The following is a 17,502-nucleotide window of genomic DNA, read 5'->3' as shown; positions in this document are numbered from 1 at the left end:
CGTGAGCGACAAGGCGCCGAGGAGGCCGGAGGTGATGAAAGACCTGGCGCTCGCTGCACGCGAGCCTCCGGCCGATCGCCAGGTGGTTCGCGATCGCCCGGCGCAGCGGCTCGAAGCCGCGGGTCTCCTGGTGGACCATCCTGGAAAGCGGCAGTGATCGTGCGTGCCGGGATGCGCCAAGACTGCTGGGCACGCCGATCTCCTCGGCGCATCGCACCCTTGAGAAGATGCAATTTAATGCATCACTCGCGCGAGAAGCCCTTCCCGGCAGTCGCCTGACACGAGAAGTACTGCATTGGCCACCAGCGTGGTCCGCCAAGCAAATCGGTAGGCATCCGACAACCTGCATGCGCCGGACAGCGGAACCTCCTCGCATCCCCCACCCTTCGCTCAGGAGGCCTTCATGTTCCGCAAGCTCGCGTCGCTCTCGCTTTGCATTGCATGTGGGGCCTCCAGCTGTGCCATCTCGCCCACGCCGCCGCGTGAACCGGCTGCGCAAGAGGCCGCGGCGGGCGGGCGTTCGCCGCGCGATGCACCACCGCTCTCGCTGTCGCCGGCCTCATCGTCGACACAAAAGCCGGTCTCTGCAGCCAAGCCTGGCATCGACGGAAGCGGCGGCAAGCAGGTCGGCAAGGCGTCCTTCTATGCCGACAAGTTCGCGGGCCGGAAGATGGCGGACGGCACCCGCATGGATCCCAGCGACAACAACGCCGCCCACAAGACCCTGCCCCTCGGCACCACCGCCAAAGTGACCAACCTGGAGACCGGGCGCAGCGCCGTGATCACCATCCAGGATCGCGGTCCCTTCGTGAAAGGCCGGATCGTCGACCTCTCTCCCGCCACGGCACGCGAGATCGGCCTGTCTCGGGAAGACGGTCTCGCGCAGGTGGAGGTCACGCCGTTGTCGATACCGCAACCGGATGGCGCGAAGGAAGGCCGGCCCGCGATGCGGTGACGAGGGTCACATCGTGGTCGGCCGTGTGGCGGACGTAAGCCGCTTCCCACTCGATCTATGACGCTCGGCTGAATTGCGCGCGCAGCGAGGCAGCCCCAGAATCAACCCACGGTCGCGGCAACACCCATCGGGCACTCCGGGACTGCGGGGGCCCTCCGCGCGAACGAAAGTTGGCGGAGGGCCCCTCGTCATGCCGACGCGCCCATTCGCGCGCACGCTTTCCCTTGCTACTTCAGCACCTCGAAGAGGTTGTTGAAGTCATCGGTCCACGGCCGCAGCGGCGCCGTCGGCTCGAGGCCGGACGTCGCACCCCGCAGCGGATCGCGCAGCAGGGCCCGCGGATCGCGTGCCACGAGTACCCAGTCGCTCTCATCCAGCCCCGTCAGCTTGCTGGGCTCGTCCTCCACCAGCGCCGCGTGCAGGCCCCTGGCCAGCGCGATCCGCTCGACAACGGGCGCGAGGGCGAGGTAGCGGTTGCTGACGTGAAAGGCGATCACGCCCTCAGGCTGCAGGTGGCGCAGATAGACATCCAGCGCCTCGGTCGTGATCAGGTGAACGGGGATCGAGTCGCCGGAGAAGGCATCGACCGCAAGCAGGTCGAAGCGCTGCGCGGGCTCGCGCTGCAGCGACAGCCTGGCATCGCCCAGCACGCGCTCGATCCGCGCCGCGCTGTCGGCCAGGAAGCTGAACTCGCGATCGGCCAGCCGGAAGACGGCGGGGTTGATCTCGTAGAAGCGGTAGACGTCGCCGGGCCGGCCGTAGGCTGCCAGCGTCCCGGCGCCCAGGCCGATGAGCCCGACGCGGCGCGGGCCCCCGGGCGCGGCGGCGATGGCGCGGCCGATGCCGGAGTTGCGCCCGTAGTAGCTGGTCGGCTCGCGGCGAAGCTCGGGGGTCAGGTACTGCTCGCCGTGCTTGGTCGAGCCGTGGTAGAGCTTGCGCGCCGGGCCCTTGATGCCGGTGCGCGTCTCGCTGGTGAGCAGCGCTCCGTAGAAGTTGCGCTCCATGCGCCACTGGCCCCGCATGTCCTTCTGCACCTGCTTCGACAGAAACCAGGCGCAGCAGCTGGCCAGGGCGAGCGAGGCCACGATCCCGACGGGCCTGCGGCGCCACAGCACGGTCGCCGCCAGCGCGCACAACACCAAGCCGATGCCCAGCTCGTAGTACGCCGGCAGGAGCTGCGGCGCGACCAGCCCCACGCTCACGCCGCCGATGGCGCCACCGAGCGAGAGCATCAGGTAGAAGCGGGTAAGCCAGGCCGATGCGGGGCGCAGGCGGGCCATCTCGCCATGCAGGAACATGCACAGCGCAAACAGCCCGGCGACGTAGATCGGCAGCGCCGACTTGATGTCGGAGCCCACGCGATGCTGCAGGCCGAAGGCGCACAGCACGAGCATCGCCGCGGCAAGGGGCACGAACACGCGCCGGCGGTACCAGCGGTCGCTCTCGAAGGTCAGCACGAAGCTCAGCAGGTAGACCGACAGCGGCAGCACCCACAGGAAGGGCACGGCCGCCACGTTCTGCGTGATGTGGTTCGTGATGGCGAGCAGCAGCCAGGCGCCGAGCGCCGGCAGCGCGAGCCAGAGCAGGTAGTCGCTGGCGCGCGGCCTGGCGGCCGTGCCCGCCGCGGATGCGGATGCGGATGCGGATGCGGATGCGGCCGGCGCGGCGCTCGCCCAGCGGCGCGCCATGTAGAGCGTGGTGCCCGCGCACAGCAGCACGAACACGACATAGGCGAGCGACCAGCCCCAGGCCTGCTGCAGCCCCGTGCTGCGCGGCTCGATCACGAGCGGATAGCACAGCAGCGCGACCAGCGAGGCCAGATTCGACAGCGAGAAGTAGCGGTAGACCTGCGCACCCCAGGGCGTGCGCGCGACCCAGGACTGCACCAGCGGCCCGGTGGTGGACAGCAGGAAATACGGCAGGCCGATCGTGACGGCGAGCAGGCCGAGGATCCACAGCGCCGGGTCTTCGGTGCCGCTCGGCTTCCAGCGCGCGGCGGCGACGATCGGCAGGAAGGCCAGGCTCGCCAGCAGCAGCGCGACGTGCAGCCGCGCCTGCGCCTTCACGCGCAGGCGCCGCGTGATCCAGTCGGCGTACGCATAGCCGGCCAGCAGCACGACCTGGAAGAACACCATGCAGATCGACCACACGGCGGCCGAGCCGCCGAACCAGGGCAGGATCTGCTTGGCGATCAGCGGCTGCACCAGGAACAGCAGGAAGGCGCTGGTGAAGATGGTGCCGGCGAAGAGCGCCTGGACGTGCGTTGGCTTCATGCGGTGCCCAGCCGCGGGGCGCCGGGCGGTGAGGATGCGGTGTTCGCTGGATCAGCGCTGCGTTTGAAGAAAGCCGAACAGGTAGTTCCCGATCGTCGCCATGCGTGCGTCGTTGCTCTTGCTCGCTGGAGGCGGATCGGTGGGTGCTGCGAGTCTGGCTCCCGTCACACCCTGCACATCGCCGACCGACTTGCCGTACTTCACGAACTTGCGCGACAACGCGTTGCGTGCCGACGTGCGAAGGTTGGTGGACCCCGACGCGCCCGAGATGTACTCGATGATGCCCATGCCGGCTTCCTTGGTCGCGGTCTTGATCGGGTTGTCGACGCTCTTCGCCTGGGCGCTGTTGGTGAACGCGTTGATGATCAGCTTCTGGTCGTCGTTCAACATCCCGGAGGTCTTGGCGGCGCTCTTGTTCCAGCGCTCGAAGAGGTCGTTGCGCTTGGAGAGTGCATTCGCATCGCCGCAGGCCTTGGCTCTGGCCGGCGCGTCGTCGACCTTCTTGACGCGGATCTCCGCGCCCGGAGGCCTGGCGACGACCGCGCCTGGCCTGATCACCGCATCGCACCAGTCCAGGAAGGCTTGCTTCATCCGCGCAGCCGAGCCGGCGTTGGCCACCAGCACCCGGTCGTCTCTTCCTCCCCAGGAGTCGGAGAAGGCGTCGGTGAAGCTGCGGCCATCCTTCAGCTTGATCTCGCGCAGGCGATGCGCGTCGTTCTTCGCGGATTGGGTCGATGCCAGTCCGTTGGGCAACGATAGGTTCTCGACATGGTTGTAGCTGGCGCCGTTCGAAGGATCCGCGCGCGCCCAGTATTGCTTGCAGTTGCCCGAGAACACGGCCTGGATCAGCCCGGCGCACATGGTGCAGGGTTTGAGCGTCGAGAACAGCATGGCGCGGTTGGGCACCTGCCCTTTGATGGAGAACAGCGCACGCACTTCGGCGTGGCCGCAGCCGCCTTCGCCATGCGCCTTCTTCCCCACCGCGATGATCAGGCCGCGCTCGTTCGCCACCAGCGCGACGACGGATGCGTTGGCCCTTTCCTCCTGTGCCAGCGCAGCCATGAGGTACAGGCGCGGAATGTTGTGATAGCCCCTGCTGTTCGGCGTGAAGATGTCACCGCTTTCCAGCGGCCCCGGGCTGTCGGGCGGCGCCGCACCCTCGAGCGTGACTTCGTGCAGGTTGCCTCTCAGCTTGTCCGCCTCGGCAGCCGCCGTCTGCGATGACACCGTCGTCCTGAATCCGCCGGGGAGCGTCGACGCCAGGTGCGTCAAGCCGCGCCCCGCGGTCACCCACTTGTCGTCCAGCTTGTAGCTGCTGTGGACGCGGGTTTCGGTCCAACCCTGGTCGAAGGCATAGGCCAGCACCAGGTAGGCGGGATCGATGCTGCCGTTCTTGGCCTGGTCCTGGACGGCGAAATAGGCGTCGCCCTGCGGCGAGGTCACGAAACCGTAGGCGGTGCTCGGAAGCCGGGCCGCCTTGCTCACCTTGAACATCGTCTGCCTCCTGCCGGAGTTTTGCGGTCGAAATCATAGGCCTGCTGCCGTGAATTCCAATGGGCACGCTTTCATTGGCGCGGATATTTGAAAGAATGGATGCCGCCGCACCAGCACCGCCCCACCCCCACCGGCAGATGACCACCCCCGCATCACCATCGATCGAGACACTGACCGAGGTCAACCTCGCCGACCTGCTCGACTCGATCGGCCTGCTGCGCCTGCGGGGCACGCCGCTGAGCCGCCTGTTCCTGCCCGCCGCCCGTCGTTTCGCCCGCACTGCACACGAGTTCGACACCCGCGTCGGCGCGCATGGCCTCTCGCAGGGCAGCGCGTGGCTGGTGAACCGGATGACCGCCGGCATCGTCACTGCGGGCCTGGAGCATGTTCCGGCCAGTGGCCCCGTGATCATCCTGGCCAACCACCCCGGCATGACCGACACGGTCGCCCTCTTTACCAGTCTCGCGTTCCGTCCGGACCTTCGGGTGATCGCTTCGGACCGCCCCTTTCTTCGCGCCCTGCCCCACGTCGCGCGGCACCTGATCTTTCTGCCCGACGAAGAAGGCGGCCGCATGGCCGTCATGCGCGCTGCCGCCAGGCATTTGCAGGAAGGTGGCGCGCTGCTGACCTTCCCGGCGGGAGAGATCGAGCCCGACCCCGCCGCTTTCGGTCCGCAGCGGGCGGCGGCGTCATTGCAGAACTGGTCCAGCAGCTACACCCTGTTCGCCCGCCTGGCCCCTCGAACGCAGTTCGTGCCCGCGCTGGTGAGCCACGTCATTTCTTCGGATGCACAGAGACATCCGCTCACGCTGCTGCGCCGTACGCCGCACGACAAGGAAAAGCTCGCTGCAGCGTTGCAGGTGGCGCTGCCGCGCTACCACGACCTGGTCGCCAGGGTCAGCTTCGGCACATCGACGGATGCAGGATCGGAGGGCGCGCAGGCGCTCGGCGCGTCCATTGCGGCGCAGATGCGCCACCTCATCTTCGCGGACGGCGCCACGCAACCCACGGCCGGGTCGATGGACACCCTCCAACGGGCCGACGTCACCCGCGCCTAGAACGCGTGGCGAATTCCCAGGTCGTAGCCCGTCGAGGCCCTGGGGGTGAACGGCGAGGTGCGGATGAATGCAGGCCCTCCGATCGTCAGCGCCGCGCCATTCTTGTTGCTGATCCTGGCCAGCGTCGCGTAAAGGGCGGTTCGCTTGGACAGGTTGTGGACGTAGCCGAGCGCGACCTTGCTGGCGCGCGGGTCACCCCCAGATGTGGGCGTCGCACGGAAGAGCCGGTCGTACTCGACCCTGGCATACGAGGCCCGGATCAGCCCCACGCCCACCGGAACGGTGACGCCCAGCAGGTAGCCGTGCAGCTTCGTGTCATTGAACGGCACCGGTGGCGGCACGTCGGCATCGCGCTGAAAACTGGAACGCGCGACTTCGCCATGCAGCTTCGCGGGCCCGAAGTCGTACGAGGCGCCAAAGCTGAGCGTCTTGACCGTATCGGTGGTACCGGCGAAGAACTGGTCGCCCGTGGTGGCGTTGCCGTAGGCCAGTGCGGCATCGACCGGCCCCGACGCATAGCCGAACCGTGCCCCGACATGGCGGCCCGCGCGCGAATTGTTCGCGGCCGTCGGCGTCAGGCTGCCCGGCGTGTACTTGTCCTGCTCGTGGAAGGCATACATCGCCTGCCCATAGAAGCCGCCAAGCCCCGGCGGAAGAAAGTAGCCGATGCTGTTGCTGGCGCGGTTGTAGCTCGTGCTGCCGCCAAATCCGCCAGCACCGCCGGTCGGATTCGAGGTGTTCGCCGTAAAAAGGAGGTTGGTCCCCGTTCCCACCGCGCCGAAGGGGTCGAACACCGCGTCGTTGAAGAAGATGGGCGTGTAGTCTCGACCCACCCTGATTTCGCCGAAGCCGCCCGACAAGCTCAGGGTCGAACGGCGCGAGAACGATGCGATACCGGTCTGACCGTCGTCGTTGCTGATGGGCGCCTCGAGCCAGAATCCGGCCGCCAGCCCGCCGCCGAGATCTTCCGTTCCCCGGAAACCGAGCCGGCTGCTGTTGTAGGCGCCGTTCGTGAGGGCGGTGCGGCTGACCTTGACGCTGCCTCGGGCGCCGCGCGCGTCTTCGGAACGGCTCGAGAAGCCGCTGACTGCCGCATCGACGACCCCGAATACGGTGACCGAGGTCTGCGCCGACGCGGCGCCCGCGACGGTCATGGCAGCGAGCGAGACGATTTTCTTCTTCATGCAGATGGCTCCGGAGTTGTGGCGTCGGCTAGTCGGCGGTCAGGCCGATGCGCTTGGAGATCTCGGCGAATCGATCGATGTCGCTGTTGACCATCTTCTGGAACGCCTCGGGCCCGTCACTTGCCGGCGTATAGCCCAGGTCGCCCAGGACCTTCTGCACGTCGTTGCGCGCCAGGATCCTTGCGAATCCTTCGTAGAGGCGCCTTTGAACATCCGCCGATGTGCCCTTGGGCGCGAGCAGGCCGTGCCATTGGCTGAGTTCGTAGCCCGGCATGCCTTGTTCGGAGACCGTCGGAACGTCGGGGAGCTGGCTGAACCGTTCCTTCGACGAGATGGCCAGTGCTCTCAGCTTGCCGCCCTTGACCAATGGCATGGCGCTGGATGTGGTGACGAGCGCGATTGGAATCTGGCCGCCGACGATGTCGTTCAGCGCCGGTCCGCAGCCCTTGTACGGAACATGCAGCATGTGAACGCCGGCGCGCAGGTTGATGAGTTCGCCCGCAAGATGCTGCGGCGTGCCGCTCCCGCACGAGCCGAAGGACACCGTGTTGTTCTTCGGCCTGGCCGCCGCCATGACGTCGGCGAAGGTCTTGTAGGGCGAGTCGACCGGCACGACCAAGACGGTGGCCACGTAGGCCACGTTGATGATGGCGACGAAATCGGTCTTCGGATTGAAAGGCAGCGTCCTGAACACGCCCGGATTGATCGCGAACGAGCTGTTCACCATCAGCAGGGAGCCGCCGTCCGCCGGCCGCCCGGCGACGTATCGGGCACCCAGGTTGCCGCTCGCGCCGGGACGGTTCTCGACCACCGAGGCCCGGCCCAGGTTCTCGGCCGTGTGGTTGCCGATCAGCCGCGCGAGCACATCCGTGCCGCCGCCAGGCGGAAAGGTCACGGTAATCTCGATCGGCTTGCCCGCGGCCTCCCCGCTTTCAGCAGCCATCGCGAAAGGCGCCTGAAGGCAGGCGACGACGAAGGCTGCGAGCCCGACCAGCCGATTGCAGTGCTTCATGTCCGACTCCTTTCGTTGATCCGCATGGAGGCCGCTGCCGGGCCCGCGCCGCGCCCTGCGTGAGCTTGCGGCCGTTCGGCCGCAATATCAATCGGATGCGCGCTTTGCACCAGCGCCACGCACGCAGCCAGGCTGTCGGAGGATGCGGCATGGATGCGACACAGCGGATCGCCGGCCCGCACCGCATCGCCGACCTGGCACAGCAGGTCGATGCCGCTGCCCTTGTCGACCGGCGCACCGGCCAGCCGCGCAATGCCTGCAATGGTCCAGCCGTCGATCCCGCTCACCACGCCGCCATGCTCCGCGCGCACGGCATGGGTCAGCGCGCTCGGACGTGCCGGCTCCTCATGGGCTCCCTGCGCTTGGACGATGCGCGCGAAGGCGCGGCGCGCGGCGCCCGAGTCGAGCAGCGCCTGCGCCACCGTGCGTCCCTTTTCGGCCGAGCCCACCAGCGGATCCCAGGCCAGGATCTGGCTGGCGAAGCGCAAGGCCTTGTCGCGCAGGTCGGCGGGTGCGCCGGGGTGGTTGTCGAGCACGCGCAGCACGTCGCGCAACTCCAGCGCCGGACCGATGCCGCGGCCGATGGGTCGGCTGCCGTCCGTCGCCAGCGCGCGCACATGCAGGCCGATGCCTGCGCCCGTGGCTTCGAACAAGGCGGCCAGCTCGAGCGCGGCCTGCTCGGTGCGCAGCTTCGCGTACGTTCCATAGGGCAGATCGACGATGACATGGGTGGCGCCTGCCGCCTTCTTCTTCGACAGGATCGACGCCACCGACCAGCGTGCCGAGTCGAGGCCCAGCGGGCGGGTCAAGGCGTTCATCACGTCATCCAGCACCGAATGATTGAGGCGGCCGTTCCAGGCGATGCAGGCGCGCGCCTCGGCAATGCAGCGCTGCACCTCGTCGACCGTGAGATCGACCCGCGCCACGGCTTCCATGACGTCGGCCGTTCCGGCGGCGGAGGTGATGGCACGCGACGAGGTCTTCGGCATCGCGAGGCCATGCGCCGCGACCAGCGACACCACGATCGGCGTGATGCGGCTTCCGGGCACGCCGCCCATCGAATGCTTGTCGACGACGATGCGTTCGTTCCACGTCTGGCGATGCGCCAGGCTCGCCCTCACGCGAGCCAGGCTCAGGACCTCGGCGTCCGACAGCTTCTGCGTCGCGGCGACCAGGAAGGCCGTCAGTTCGCGGTCGGCGTAGCGCCCCTCGACGAAGTCGCGCAGAAGCCGCCGGTATTGCGCTTCGTTCAGCTCTTCGCCGCGTATCTTTTTCGCCAGCAGCGCATGGCTTCGGGGCGCGGGAATCGCGCGCAGCGCGACCTGGCTGCCTGGCGGCGCGCCGAGGGCTTCGAAGGTCTCGCGCGACAGGCCGACTTCGCCGGCTGCGAGAGCCGCACCGGCGCCGCCGACGTGGACGCGGGCCCGCACGCGCGTGATGCCGCGACCGCCGAGGGCCGACAGCTCCACCTGTTCGCCCCCCTGCCATGCGGGCAGAGGGGCGTCCGCGCCGGTGGCTGGAAGATGGACCACGCCATCCGCCCCGCTGCGCATCTCCAGGCATCGGACCGTCGCCCAGCTGCGAAACGATTCGAGCGCCTCGACGAAGCGGTCGATGCCTTCGGGCAGGCCTGCGTCGTTGTCCACACCGAGCGAGCGCACCGACGCCGGTAGCGGCGCGCCACGCCGGGCCAGCCGCAGTTGCATCTCGTCTTCGCGCTCGCGCCCCCGGGCGGCGATGCGTTGCGCCAGCACCTCCGGCGCGGCCGTCACTTCGATCACGACCAGGCGCGCCAGGCATTGCGACAACTGCGCGATGACGCTGCGCGAGCCGTTGGCGACCACGTCCTGGCCGGCCTCCAGCGCGCCGCGCAGCGATGTGGGCAAGCCGTAGCAAAGGCCGTGCGCGCGCCAGGTCACCAGAAAGTCTCCGGCGCTTTCGCGTCGATCGAATTCCGCAGGCGAGATGCTTTCGTGGTCTTCGCCCGGCGCCGCCGCCGGCCGCGTGATCGTGCGTCTGGCGAAGACATGGCGCCCCTCGCCCGACAGCCGCTGCCGCGCTCCGTCGATCAGCGCGTCCTTCCCCGCGCCGCTCGGACCGACGACAAGGAAGAAGGTGCCGCTTTCCATGGGGTTACCGGGCTTCGTCGAGGCCGATGTCGACGGCAATCGCAGCCTGCGTGACGCGGCTCGTCGAGATGTAGTCGACACCGGTTTCCGCGATCGGGCGAATCGTTTCCAGGCGAATTCCGCCCGAGGCTTCGACCTTGGTGCGGCCCTCCACCATGCGCACCGCCTGCCGCATGTCGCTCACCGACATGTTGTCCAGCATGATCACGTCCACGCCCGCCTTCAGCGCCTGCGCAACCTGCTCCAGGTGGTCGCATTCGACTTCCAGCTTGGTCAGCACCGGCAGCGACCGGCGCGCGCGGGCGACCGCCGCTTCGATGCTGCCGCAGACCGCGATGTGGTTGTCCTTGATCATCACGCCGCCGTCCAGGCCCAGGCGGTGGTTCAGCCCGCCGCCGCACAGCACGGCATGCTTTTCCAGCATGCGCAGGCCCGGCGTGGTCTTGCGGCTGTCGATCAGCCTGGCCTGGGTTCCCGCGATGGCCTCGACGTACTTCGCCGTTTCGTTGGCGATGCCGCACAACCGCTGCATGATGTTCAGCGCGGTGCGCTCGGCCGTCAGCACGCTGCGCGCCGAGCCCTTCACCGCGACCAGGATCGCGCCGCGCTCCACGCGTTCTCCGTCGGCGACGAGGACGTCGACCTCCAGGGACGGGTCGTAGCGCTTGAAGACGCGTGCAGCGACGTCGACGCCCGCCACGATCGCCGCCTCCCGCGCATTCATGCAGAACGCACCGCGCTCGTCCTTGTCGATCATCGTCTGGACCGTCAGGTCGCAGCCTCCAATGTCCTCTGCCAGCCATTGATCGATCAGGCGATCGGTCAAGAAGGGGTCATACATATCGTGCTCCTAGGTGCGGCCGCTCGCCGGCGGCCTGGCAGGTTGATGTTTCCCGATAAACTTAGCTATCGAAGTTCATAAGTCTAAGCACGATGAATGTTCTGTCAACAACTAATTTGATCTCTAATATTATTCTCGGCAATCCTGGAAGACGGTTCGAGTGCGGCAGCGACGCGATGCGCAGCTGCATCTATCATGTGCGCGCGCGTTCGCCGGCGACTTGTGCGCCGCCGATGCCACTGCCTTCCAGAACCCGGTCCTGCATGCCATGAGAGACAGACAGCCCCCACCGCCAGCCGATTCAGCCGAAGACACGCAGGAGCGGCTGGCACATATCGTCAAGGATGCGGCCCGGGCGTACGTCCGGGCCCTGCAGATGCGACTGGCGTCGCATGCGGTGTCATATGGCCATTGGTCGGTTCTTCGCGCACTCTGGCTGCGCGACGGCCTGTCGCAGCGGGAACTGAGCATCCAGGCCGGCATCACCGAGCCGACCACTTTCACCGCCGTCAAGGCGCTCGAAACGCTCGGCTATGTCGAGCGCATGCACCTGCCGGGCAACGACCGCAAGGTCCATGTCTACCTGACGAAACTGGGCAGGCAGTTGCAGCGCAAGCTGGTTCCCCTCGCGGAGGAGGTCAACGAGATCAGCGTGCGCGGCATCTCGGCCGAGGATGTGGAAACGACCCGGCGGGTCCTGCTGGCCATCACCGCCGCGCTGGCCGAGGATGAAGCTGCCGCCGAAGGCACGAAGCGACGTGTGCCTTCGACGCGCGAGCTCGGCCAACGGCTCGTGCGCAACGAGCCCACGTAGCCGCACCGCTATCCGCGGTGCATTGCGGTGCATCTGCAGCAACAACCAAATGGACCGGACGATGGAAGTCAGAAGACTGTCGAAGTGGAGCGAGTTCGTCGAGCTGACCGAGGCTCAGACAGGCTGGGCATTCCGCGGGGAAGTGTCGGCTCAGTGGCCGCTGGTGAGTTCGCTCACCCGGCGACTGCAGGTCTACGCACCCGATTCCACGCTTTGGCCGCTGCGCGAGGAACGGTCCTTGCGCGTGTTCCGTCGCAAGGCGCACATCTACCGCACCTCTGCGGCCGCGCTGCAGGACGACCTTCGCTGCCTGGCGCTGATGCAACACCATGGCGCGCCCACGCGATTGCTCGACTTCACCAAGTCACCGTATGTCGCGGCGTTCTTCGCGCTCGAGGATGCGGTCACCGACGCAGCGGTCTATGCGCTCAACACGCCGGCGTTGTGGTCGGCATCCCCGTCATTCGATCCGGCGCTGACGCGTGAAGTGATCGATCCGCGCGTCGCGGGCAACTTCGAGAAGTACTTCATGGTGAACCAGCTGCCCGTCGTCTGGTTCGGCGAACCGCTGGAGATGGATCAGCGGCTGGTCGCGCAGTCGGGCCTGTTCGTCTTGCCGGGCGTGCTGGACCAGCCCCTTCACCGCATCCTCGATGGCTACGTGGCAGACGAGCCGGTGATCGTCAAATACGTGCTGCCGCTGGACATGCGTGCGCAGGCGATGCAGTCCCTGTATCGCATGAACGTGACGAACGCGACGCTCTTTCCCGATCTCGATGGCCTGGCCCGGTCCATGGCCTACGAACTGGAGGTCGTCTGGGAACGGCTGATCGCCGAATACCACGTGCGCACCAACGTTCAGAGGCCGTAGCCCTCGGCTTGCCGCGGCAGCGCGGCCAACACCTCACCCGCGCGTGCCCGAGATCACGAAGCCGAAGCCGCCGGTCGCCGCAGGAACGCGCCCGTGGAACGGCGCTCCTCCCTGCCGACGAGCCACGTCAGCAGGCTTCCAGGCACGAGAAAGCCGGCAGTGACCAGCGTGCCGTGCAGCAGATGCGCCCAGGGTTCGTTCAGACCCGCTGCGTACTTCATCGGCGAGAGCCAGGGCGACAGGCTCACGAACAGCACGACGAGCACGATCGAAGGCCAGAGCAGGCTGACCCCGCGGCGGGCGCTGGCGGCCCATGCATACGCCATCAAGGCCGCGGCAAGAACACCTTCCAGCACCCAGGACGCGGTGCCCAGCTTGCCCCACAGCCCGTAGCCCATGTGCGTCTGCGCGAACGGATACAGCGCCATGTCGTCGTTGTGCACGGGCCAGTCCGCGATGAAGTGCGAGAAGGCAGCGACGAAAGCCAGGGCCGCGACCCGCTTGTCCCGCAGGAAGAACGCGCCCCAGAGCGCAGACCACGACAGCGCGGCCAGCAGGGAGTGGTCCCAGTCGATGAAGCGGAGGTCGAAGAAAAGATAGGGCCCGGCGCGCAGATCCGGTGCCACGCGGTCCCAGCCCAGGACGATGAAGAGGCCGTTGAGGATGTCCAGGAAGCCCGCGCCAAGCACCAGGGGCAAGGCGGGGACATCCGGATGGCGTGCCTTGAGCGCCAGGCCGATGGCGAAATGTCCGACGTACATGACGCGATGTTAGAGCCGGCCCCTGCTGCCCGGAGCCTGTCCTGAATTTTGTGTGCGGTGCCGGCGCGGGCAGGCACCGCCAGCAGCGAGGCCTGAAGCGAGACGCACGCGGCACGAACGACGCGTGCGCGCCATGAATGGCTTGTCATGGGAATCCCTGATTCCATGTCTTCAAGACGACAGCGGGTTGCCAATCGAGAAGCTGCGATGGCCGACGTCGGCCACGACATCGATCCAGGCAAGCCACCTCTTTGCGTCTCACCTGACCTGGCTCACATCCTTCCCATTGCGCCGGGCCTGGTCGATCAGGCGTGCGGTCATCTGGGCGGCCATCTGCAGGCGCTTCAGGTCGCGGTCCGCGAGGCCCTCGTTCGCGGCGAAGCTGAAGCAGCAGAGCGTTCCGTAGACGGTTCCATCCTGCAGCTGGATCGGCGTGCTCATGTGCGCCCCGATCCGGAACGGGGTGACGGGGAGCGTGTCCCGTCCGGGGTGCGTGCCGACGTCCCGCACCAGCTCCGGAAGCCGGCCGTCGAGGACCTGCCGGCAGAAGCTGTCCTCCTCGGGATCCGACGCGCCTTCCGCGACGATCTCCAGGCCGTGTGGAGGATCCACGTTCCGGAAGAGGCGGCGACCGCCCTGCACGCACGAGACGAAAGCCAGGTCCATGCCCAGGTGCTCCCGCACCAGGCGCAGGACATCGCGCACGGCCCGGTCGACCCGTCCATCGTCCGCGTCCGGCGTGACGATCGCGAAGGACCTCAGCGCCGTCTCGAACGCTCCGAATGAGTCGCTCCCGCGCGTGCCGGACTCACCGTTGATGCCACCGCCTGTATCCATTTCCCATCCTCATGAGCTCGCGCCGAATGTAAGGGGCAAGCCGTGCGCCTGACAAGCACTCCGCACCAGGCCGGGCGCATCATTCCGGCTGGGCATCCAGCGCGGCAGCCGCGCGGCTGCGGCCCCGCTCGCTGTACAGCATGTAGAGCCCGGATCCCACGAGCAGCGCGATGCCCAGCCAGGCCCACCCGTTGGGGACCTCGTCCCATATCGCGTAGCCCAGCAGCATGGCGAAGATCACCGCCATGTAGCGGAAGGGTGCGGTGAGCGACACCTCGCCCGTGCGCATGCATTGCACCAGCAGGAAATAGCCCGACGCGAGGAAGGCCGCCGCGACGCCCAGCAGGGCCAGGTCGGCCCCGGCCATGGGCTGCCACTCGCCCAGCAGGCTCAGGCAGCCGGCCAGCAGGGTGACGGCCAGCGCTGTCGCCAGCGTGATGATGATCGAGGGGATGGCCGGGTCGATGCGCCGCGTCATCAGATCGCGCATCGCATGGAACAGCGTGCCGAGCAGGCACAGCAGCGCCCATGCATTGAAGTCGTCCCCGCTGGGCTGCACGATGCAGATCACGCCCACGAAGCCCAGCACCACGGCGGCCCAGCGCGCCGCGCCGGCACGCTCGCCCAGGAAGAGCACCGCGAACACCGTCATGAACAGCGGCGCGGCGAGATTGATGGCCGTGGCATTGCCGATCGGCAGCCGGAACAGCGACAGCAGGTACAGCACGGTCGCGCAGGCATCGATCGCCCCGCGCAGCGCCACCCGCGGATGGAGCACCGCGCTCAGCTGCCGCAGCGCGCCCAGCCGGTGCGCAACCAGCAGCACGAGCGCGGAAGCCATCAGCCCGCGCAGGAAGATGAGCTGCGCCGCGGGCATGGACTGGCTGACGTGCTTGACCAGCGCGTCGTTGGACACGAAGCAGGCCATGGCGCCGATCATCGCGAAGATGGCACGGCCGTTGGCGCGGGCGGAGGAATGGGAGGGCAAGGGCTGCGAGATCATCGCGAACCGGGCGATGATGCGCAGCATGCGCGAGGGCCGTGCGCCAGGCCGAAGGCGAAATGTCCTACGTACATGGGGCGATATTAGAGCCATCCCCGCCGCCCGGCTGGCGCTGGCTCAATCGATGCGGTTGTTGCCCTTGCTGTTCGCGTGGTGCCTCGTCTGCCTCAAGCCCTGGGTGGACTCGATCAACATAGCGAAAGGCAACTGCCTCACCTGCCGTAAGCTTGTGCAACCGTCCAGGCTATTGGCGTTGATCGATATCGACAACAGCATTCACAAATCCTGCGAACTCCGACACGGATGGCGGAATCTGCAGTGACGGAAGACGCTTGGTAGAGCGGGCGCCCAGCACCTCCTGGTCGGGAAGGCGGAATACTTCACGGGTCGTGTCCGCATCGAGCCCGTCTGGCCAGCAAGCGATGGCTTCAACGTATCGGGAGCCGAAGTGACCTTCAAGCCGGGCGCGCGCTCCGCACGGCATACCCACCCGGCGGGACAGCGATCAGTCGTCACCGCGGGTGTCGGGCTCACGCAGGAATGTGGCAAGCCGATCCAGGAGATTCGTGCCGGCGACGTGGTTTGGTGTCCGCCGAACGTGAGGCATTGGCATGGCGGCATGACCGCTTAGTCCTCGGTGACCGAGAAGCTCGCCGTCTGCCGGGTGATGAGGCCGTTCTTCACCACGAAAGTGTCAGTTCCGAACTTGACGCTTGATGTAGCAGACACACATGCCCATTCCACATATGCCAAATCGTCCTGAATCACCGCGATATTGGTTCGCCAGATGGCGTCGGGCAGATCACCGATCAACGTTGCGTAGAAGTTCGCAATCTGCCTCGGGCCACGGTGGACGGCTCCATTGACGATCAACACCGCGTCGTCCGCGTAGTGGCGCGAGAGCTTGTCGGGGCGCTGTTCGCCAAGCGCAGCCTCGTGGCTCGCAAGAACTTCTTCGGTCGTCACCATTCATGAACTCCTTCAACATCGCTCGATGATCGAAGCGTTCGAGCCACAGGCACATGGGTCGATCAAGCAACGGATATCACCACCTTGCCGTGGAACGGTTTGCCGTCGACTTCACCGCGTTCCAAAACGGAATGCGCCTCGGGAATTTGTTCCAGAGAAAACTTGGCTCCGATGATCGGGCGGACGCGGCCACTTTCCAGCAGCGTCTTGAGCGCAAGCAGCTTGCCCCGATTCTGGCGAGTGAAGACAAAGTGGTATTCGGCGTTCACCCCCCATGCCGCGACGAGGTTCTGCGGCGTGGCCAGGTCGACGATCGACACCACACGGCCCGCATCGCTGAGCACATGAGGCGACTGGCTCAAAGTCATCCCGCCGATGGTGTCGAACACCACGTTCACGCCTTTCTTCCCGGTCAGGTCAGCGATCTCCTTGATGTAATCCTGAGAGGTGAAATCGATGGCGTGGTCTGCGCCCAATTCGCGAACGAATGCCTGATCGCGTTCCCTGCACGTCGTGTACACGGTTGCACCCATCGCCTTGGCCAGTTGAATGGCAATGGAGCCGACACCACCCGCGCCACCATGGATCAATACGGACTCGGCCGGCCGCAGCCTCGCCCGTGTGACGAGGGCCTCCCAGGCGGTCCCTCCGACAAGCGTCGTGGAGGCCGCCTCTTCGTGCGTCAGGTTTGCAGGTTTGCGAGTCACCAACGTCTCGGGCACAACGTTATATTGGGCATACGAGCCTCCTTTCGGTCCGAAGATCTGCGGTGTGTAGAAGACCTCGTCCCCCACTGCGAAGTCGGCCACGCCCGGGCCCACCTTTTCGACCACGCCCGATACGTCATGCCCGATGATGGCGGGCAGGGGGACATAGTCCGGATAGTCACCTCGGCGGATCTGGTAGTCGAGCGGATTGATGGCCGTGGCGATGACGCGCACCAGCAGCTCGCCGATTCCAACTTCAGGGATTTTCACGTCCTGCAGCTCGAAGCTCTCAGGACCACCAAACTTCTTCAGAACGATCGCTTTCATTTCAATACCTCGATATGGGGGGTCAACGACTCGCGATGCAACCCGCAAGAGCATCCGCGACATGGCGGGATGCACTTCAACGAAGTCGGACATCGGCTGAAAACGAGTTCATTGTATCGACGTTTCTCGAAATGACAGCTCGGCACGTCAATCCCTTTTCAGCGTCAAGGTCTATGCGCGGGGTGCAGTCCCTATCACCGGGAGGACATTTCCATTTGCGTATGGAGCACGCAGGCGCCACCTCGCTCGGTCGTCAGGGGAATGGAG

At 66.7% G+C, this 17,502-nt stretch carries 18 protein-coding genes; 7 read left to right on the top strand and 11 right to left on the bottom strand.

Annotated elements, in window-relative coordinates; all coding sequences use genetic code 11:
* The first annotated feature begins 34 nt into the window (after nt 1–34).
* Both A8M77_RS37160 and A8M77_RS03480 read left to right on the top strand, forming a co-directional pair.
* The gene (locus A8M77_RS37160; RefSeq protein WP_272947416.1) at nt 35–157 is read left to right on the top strand and encodes a hypothetical protein; all 123 of its coding nucleotides are present in this window, start codon (nt 35–37) and stop codon (nt 155–157) included.
* A gap of 246 nt (nt 158–403) precedes the next feature.
* On the top strand, nt 404–955 hold the full coding sequence (locus A8M77_RS03480) for a septal ring lytic transglycosylase RlpA family protein (protein ID WP_238136696.1): 552 nt from the start codon (nt 404–406) through the stop codon (nt 953–955).
* Nucleotides 956–1,182: 227 nt separating this feature from the next.
* On the opposite strand, the gene A8M77_RS03475 is transcribed toward A8M77_RS03480, so the two are convergent.
* Entirely contained in the window at nt 1,183–3,228 is a 2,046-nt protein-coding gene (locus A8M77_RS03475; RefSeq protein WP_086920145.1) for a spermidine synthase, read from the bottom strand.
* A gap of 51 nt (nt 3,229–3,279) precedes the next feature.
* On the bottom strand, nt 3,280–4,722 hold the full coding sequence (locus A8M77_RS03470; protein WP_086920144.1) for a Bd3614 family nucleic acid deaminase: 1,443 nt from the start codon (nt 4,720–4,722) through the stop codon (nt 3,280–3,282).
* A 95-nt stretch (nt 4,723–4,817) separates the two neighbouring features.
* On the opposite strand from A8M77_RS03470, the gene A8M77_RS03465 reads away from it, so the two are divergent.
* Nucleotides 4,818–5,780 (top strand): 1-acyl-sn-glycerol-3-phosphate acyltransferase, encoded by a 963-nt coding sequence (locus tag A8M77_RS03465; protein WP_158100877.1) that lies wholly within the window; start codon nt 4,818–4,820, stop codon nt 5,778–5,780.
* On the opposite strand, the gene A8M77_RS03460 is transcribed toward A8M77_RS03465, so the two are convergent.
* Genes A8M77_RS03460 through nadC form a run of 4 tightly spaced genes read right to left on the bottom strand, consistent with a single transcriptional unit; the run spans nt 5,777 to nt 10,946 of the window.
* Entirely contained in the window at nt 5,777–6,964 is a 1,188-nt protein-coding gene (locus A8M77_RS03460; RefSeq protein WP_086920142.1) for a porin, read from the bottom strand. The two genes, A8M77_RS03465 and A8M77_RS03460, sit on opposite strands and share 4 nt — an antisense overlap.
* A 28-nt stretch (nt 6,965–6,992) precedes the next feature.
* Nucleotides 6,993–7,976, bottom strand: a complete 984-nt coding sequence (locus A8M77_RS03455; RefSeq protein ID WP_086920141.1) for a Bug family tripartite tricarboxylate transporter substrate binding protein — start codon at nt 7,974–7,976, stop codon at nt 6,993–6,995.
* Nucleotides 7,973–10,105 carry a phosphonate metabolism protein/1,5-bisphosphokinase (PRPP-forming) PhnN gene (gene phnN, locus A8M77_RS03450; protein WP_086920140.1) on the bottom strand — a complete coding sequence of 711 codons (2,133 nt, stop codon included), beginning with the start codon at nt 10,103–10,105 and terminating at the stop codon, nt 7,973–7,975. Before phnN ends, A8M77_RS03455 begins: the two co-directional genes overlap by 4 nt.
* A gap of 4 nt (nt 10,106–10,109) precedes the next feature.
* Nucleotides 10,110–10,946, bottom strand: a complete 837-nt coding sequence (gene nadC, locus A8M77_RS03445; protein ID WP_086920139.1) for a carboxylating nicotinate-nucleotide diphosphorylase — start codon at nt 10,944–10,946, stop codon at nt 10,110–10,112.
* 268 nt (nt 10,947–11,214) lie between these two features.
* Between nadC and A8M77_RS03440 the strand changes: the two genes are divergently transcribed.
* A complete protein-coding gene (locus A8M77_RS03440; RefSeq protein ID WP_086920213.1) occupies nt 11,215–11,760 on the top strand; it encodes a MarR family winged helix-turn-helix transcriptional regulator in 546 nt (181 codons plus the stop codon).
* A gap of 61 nt (nt 11,761–11,821) precedes the next feature.
* On the top strand, nt 11,822–12,631 hold the full coding sequence (locus A8M77_RS03435) for an FRG domain-containing protein (protein WP_086920212.1): 810 nt from the start codon (nt 11,822–11,824) through the stop codon (nt 12,629–12,631).
* A 53-nt stretch (nt 12,632–12,684) separates the two neighbouring features.
* Here the strand turns inward: A8M77_RS03435 and A8M77_RS03430 are convergent, their stop codons facing one another.
* The 3 genes from A8M77_RS03430 to A8M77_RS03420 form a co-directional block, all read right to left on the bottom strand.
* Nucleotides 12,685–13,392: a hypothetical protein gene (locus A8M77_RS03430; RefSeq protein ID WP_086920138.1), complete on the bottom strand. Its 708-nt coding sequence runs from the start codon at nt 13,390–13,392 to the stop codon at nt 12,685–12,687.
* 258 nt (nt 13,393–13,650) lie between these two features.
* Nucleotides 13,651–14,229, bottom strand: a complete 579-nt coding sequence (locus tag A8M77_RS03425; protein ID WP_086920137.1) for a GAF domain-containing protein — start codon at nt 14,227–14,229, stop codon at nt 13,651–13,653.
* 79 nt (nt 14,230–14,308) lie between these two features.
* Nucleotides 14,309–15,157, bottom strand: a complete 849-nt coding sequence (locus A8M77_RS03420; protein ID WP_158100876.1) for a DMT family transporter — start codon at nt 15,155–15,157, stop codon at nt 14,309–14,311.
* Here A8M77_RS03420 and A8M77_RS36010 point away from each other — a divergent pair.
* Both A8M77_RS36010 and A8M77_RS03415 read left to right on the top strand, forming a co-directional pair.
* Nucleotides 15,156–15,554 carry a hypothetical protein gene (locus A8M77_RS36010; RefSeq protein WP_158100875.1) on the top strand — a complete coding sequence of 133 codons (399 nt, stop codon included), beginning with the start codon at nt 15,156–15,158 and terminating at the stop codon, nt 15,552–15,554. The genes A8M77_RS03420 and A8M77_RS36010 overlap by 2 nt on opposite strands.
* A gap of 36 nt (nt 15,555–15,590) precedes the next feature.
* Nucleotides 15,591–15,863 (top strand): cupin domain-containing protein, encoded by a 273-nt coding sequence (locus A8M77_RS03415; protein WP_086920135.1) that lies wholly within the window; start codon nt 15,591–15,593, stop codon nt 15,861–15,863.
* Here the strand turns inward: A8M77_RS03415 and A8M77_RS03410 are convergent.
* Both A8M77_RS03410 and A8M77_RS03405 read right to left on the bottom strand, forming a co-directional pair.
* A complete protein-coding gene (locus A8M77_RS03410; RefSeq protein WP_086920134.1) occupies nt 15,860–16,201 on the bottom strand; it encodes a nuclear transport factor 2 family protein in 342 nt (113 codons plus the stop codon). The genes A8M77_RS03415 and A8M77_RS03410 overlap by 4 nt on opposite strands.
* 62 nt (nt 16,202–16,263) lie before the next feature.
* On the bottom strand, nt 16,264–17,235 hold the full coding sequence (locus tag A8M77_RS03405; RefSeq protein WP_086920211.1) for a zinc-dependent alcohol dehydrogenase family protein: 972 nt from the start codon (nt 17,233–17,235) through the stop codon (nt 16,264–16,266).
* Nucleotides 17,236–17,502: the final 267 nt, after the last annotated feature.

The sequence above is a fragment of the Variovorax sp. JS1663 genome (assembly GCF_002157355.1).
In the GTDB taxonomy this organism is placed as follows: Bacteria; Pseudomonadota; Gammaproteobacteria; order Burkholderiales; family Burkholderiaceae_C; genus Variovorax.
This window is presented reverse-complemented; position numbering and strand designations above follow the sequence as displayed.

Excerpts from the sequence above, each read along its gene's own strand:
- A8M77_RS37160 (WP_272947416.1), top strand. The coding sequence starts at position 35 with ATGAAAGACCTGGCGCTCGCTGCACGCGAGCCTCCGGCCGATCGCCAG.
- A8M77_RS03480 (WP_238136696.1), top strand. The coding sequence starts at position 404 with ATGTTCCGCAAGCTCGCGTCGCTCTCGCTTTGCATTGCATGTGGGGCC.
- A8M77_RS03475 (WP_086920145.1), bottom strand. The coding sequence starts at position 3,228 with ATGAAGCCAACGCACGTCCAGGCGCTCTTCGCCGGCACCATCTTCACC.
- A8M77_RS03470 (WP_086920144.1), bottom strand. The coding sequence starts at position 4,722 with ATGTTCAAGGTGAGCAAGGCGGCCCGGCTTCCGAGCACCGCCTACGGT.
- A8M77_RS03465 (WP_158100877.1), top strand. The coding sequence starts at position 4,818 with ATGGATGCCGCCGCACCAGCACCGCCCCACCCCCACCGGCAGATGACC.
- A8M77_RS03460 (WP_086920142.1), bottom strand. The coding sequence starts at position 6,964 with ATGAAGAAGAAAATCGTCTCGCTCGCTGCCATGACCGTCGCGGGCGCC.
- A8M77_RS03455 (WP_086920141.1), bottom strand. The coding sequence starts at position 7,976 with ATGAAGCACTGCAATCGGCTGGTCGGGCTCGCAGCCTTCGTCGTCGCC.
- phnN (WP_086920140.1), bottom strand. The coding sequence starts at position 10,105 with ATGGAAAGCGGCACCTTCTTCCTTGTCGTCGGTCCGAGCGGCGCGGGG.
- nadC (WP_086920139.1), bottom strand. The coding sequence starts at position 10,946 with ATGTATGACCCCTTCTTGACCGATCGCCTGATCGATCAATGGCTGGCA.
- A8M77_RS03440 (WP_086920213.1), top strand. The coding sequence starts at position 11,215 with ATGAGAGACAGACAGCCCCCACCGCCAGCCGATTCAGCCGAAGACACG.
- A8M77_RS03435 (WP_086920212.1), top strand. The coding sequence starts at position 11,822 with ATGGAAGTCAGAAGACTGTCGAAGTGGAGCGAGTTCGTCGAGCTGACC.
- A8M77_RS03430 (WP_086920138.1), bottom strand. The coding sequence starts at position 13,392 with ATGTACGTCGGACATTTCGCCATCGGCCTGGCGCTCAAGGCACGCCAT.
- A8M77_RS03425 (WP_086920137.1), bottom strand. The coding sequence starts at position 14,229 with ATGGATACAGGCGGTGGCATCAACGGTGAGTCCGGCACGCGCGGGAGC.
- A8M77_RS36010 (WP_158100875.1), top strand. The coding sequence starts at position 15,156 with ATGGCGCCGATCATCGCGAAGATGGCACGGCCGTTGGCGCGGGCGGAG.
- A8M77_RS03420 (WP_158100876.1), bottom strand. The coding sequence starts at position 15,157 with ATGGCCTGCTTCGTGTCCAACGACGCGCTGGTCAAGCACGTCAGCCAG.
- A8M77_RS03410 (WP_086920134.1), bottom strand. The coding sequence starts at position 16,201 with ATGGTGACGACCGAAGAAGTTCTTGCGAGCCACGAGGCTGCGCTTGGC.
- A8M77_RS03405 (WP_086920211.1), bottom strand. The coding sequence starts at position 17,235 with ATGAAAGCGATCGTTCTGAAGAAGTTTGGTGGTCCTGAGAGCTTCGAG.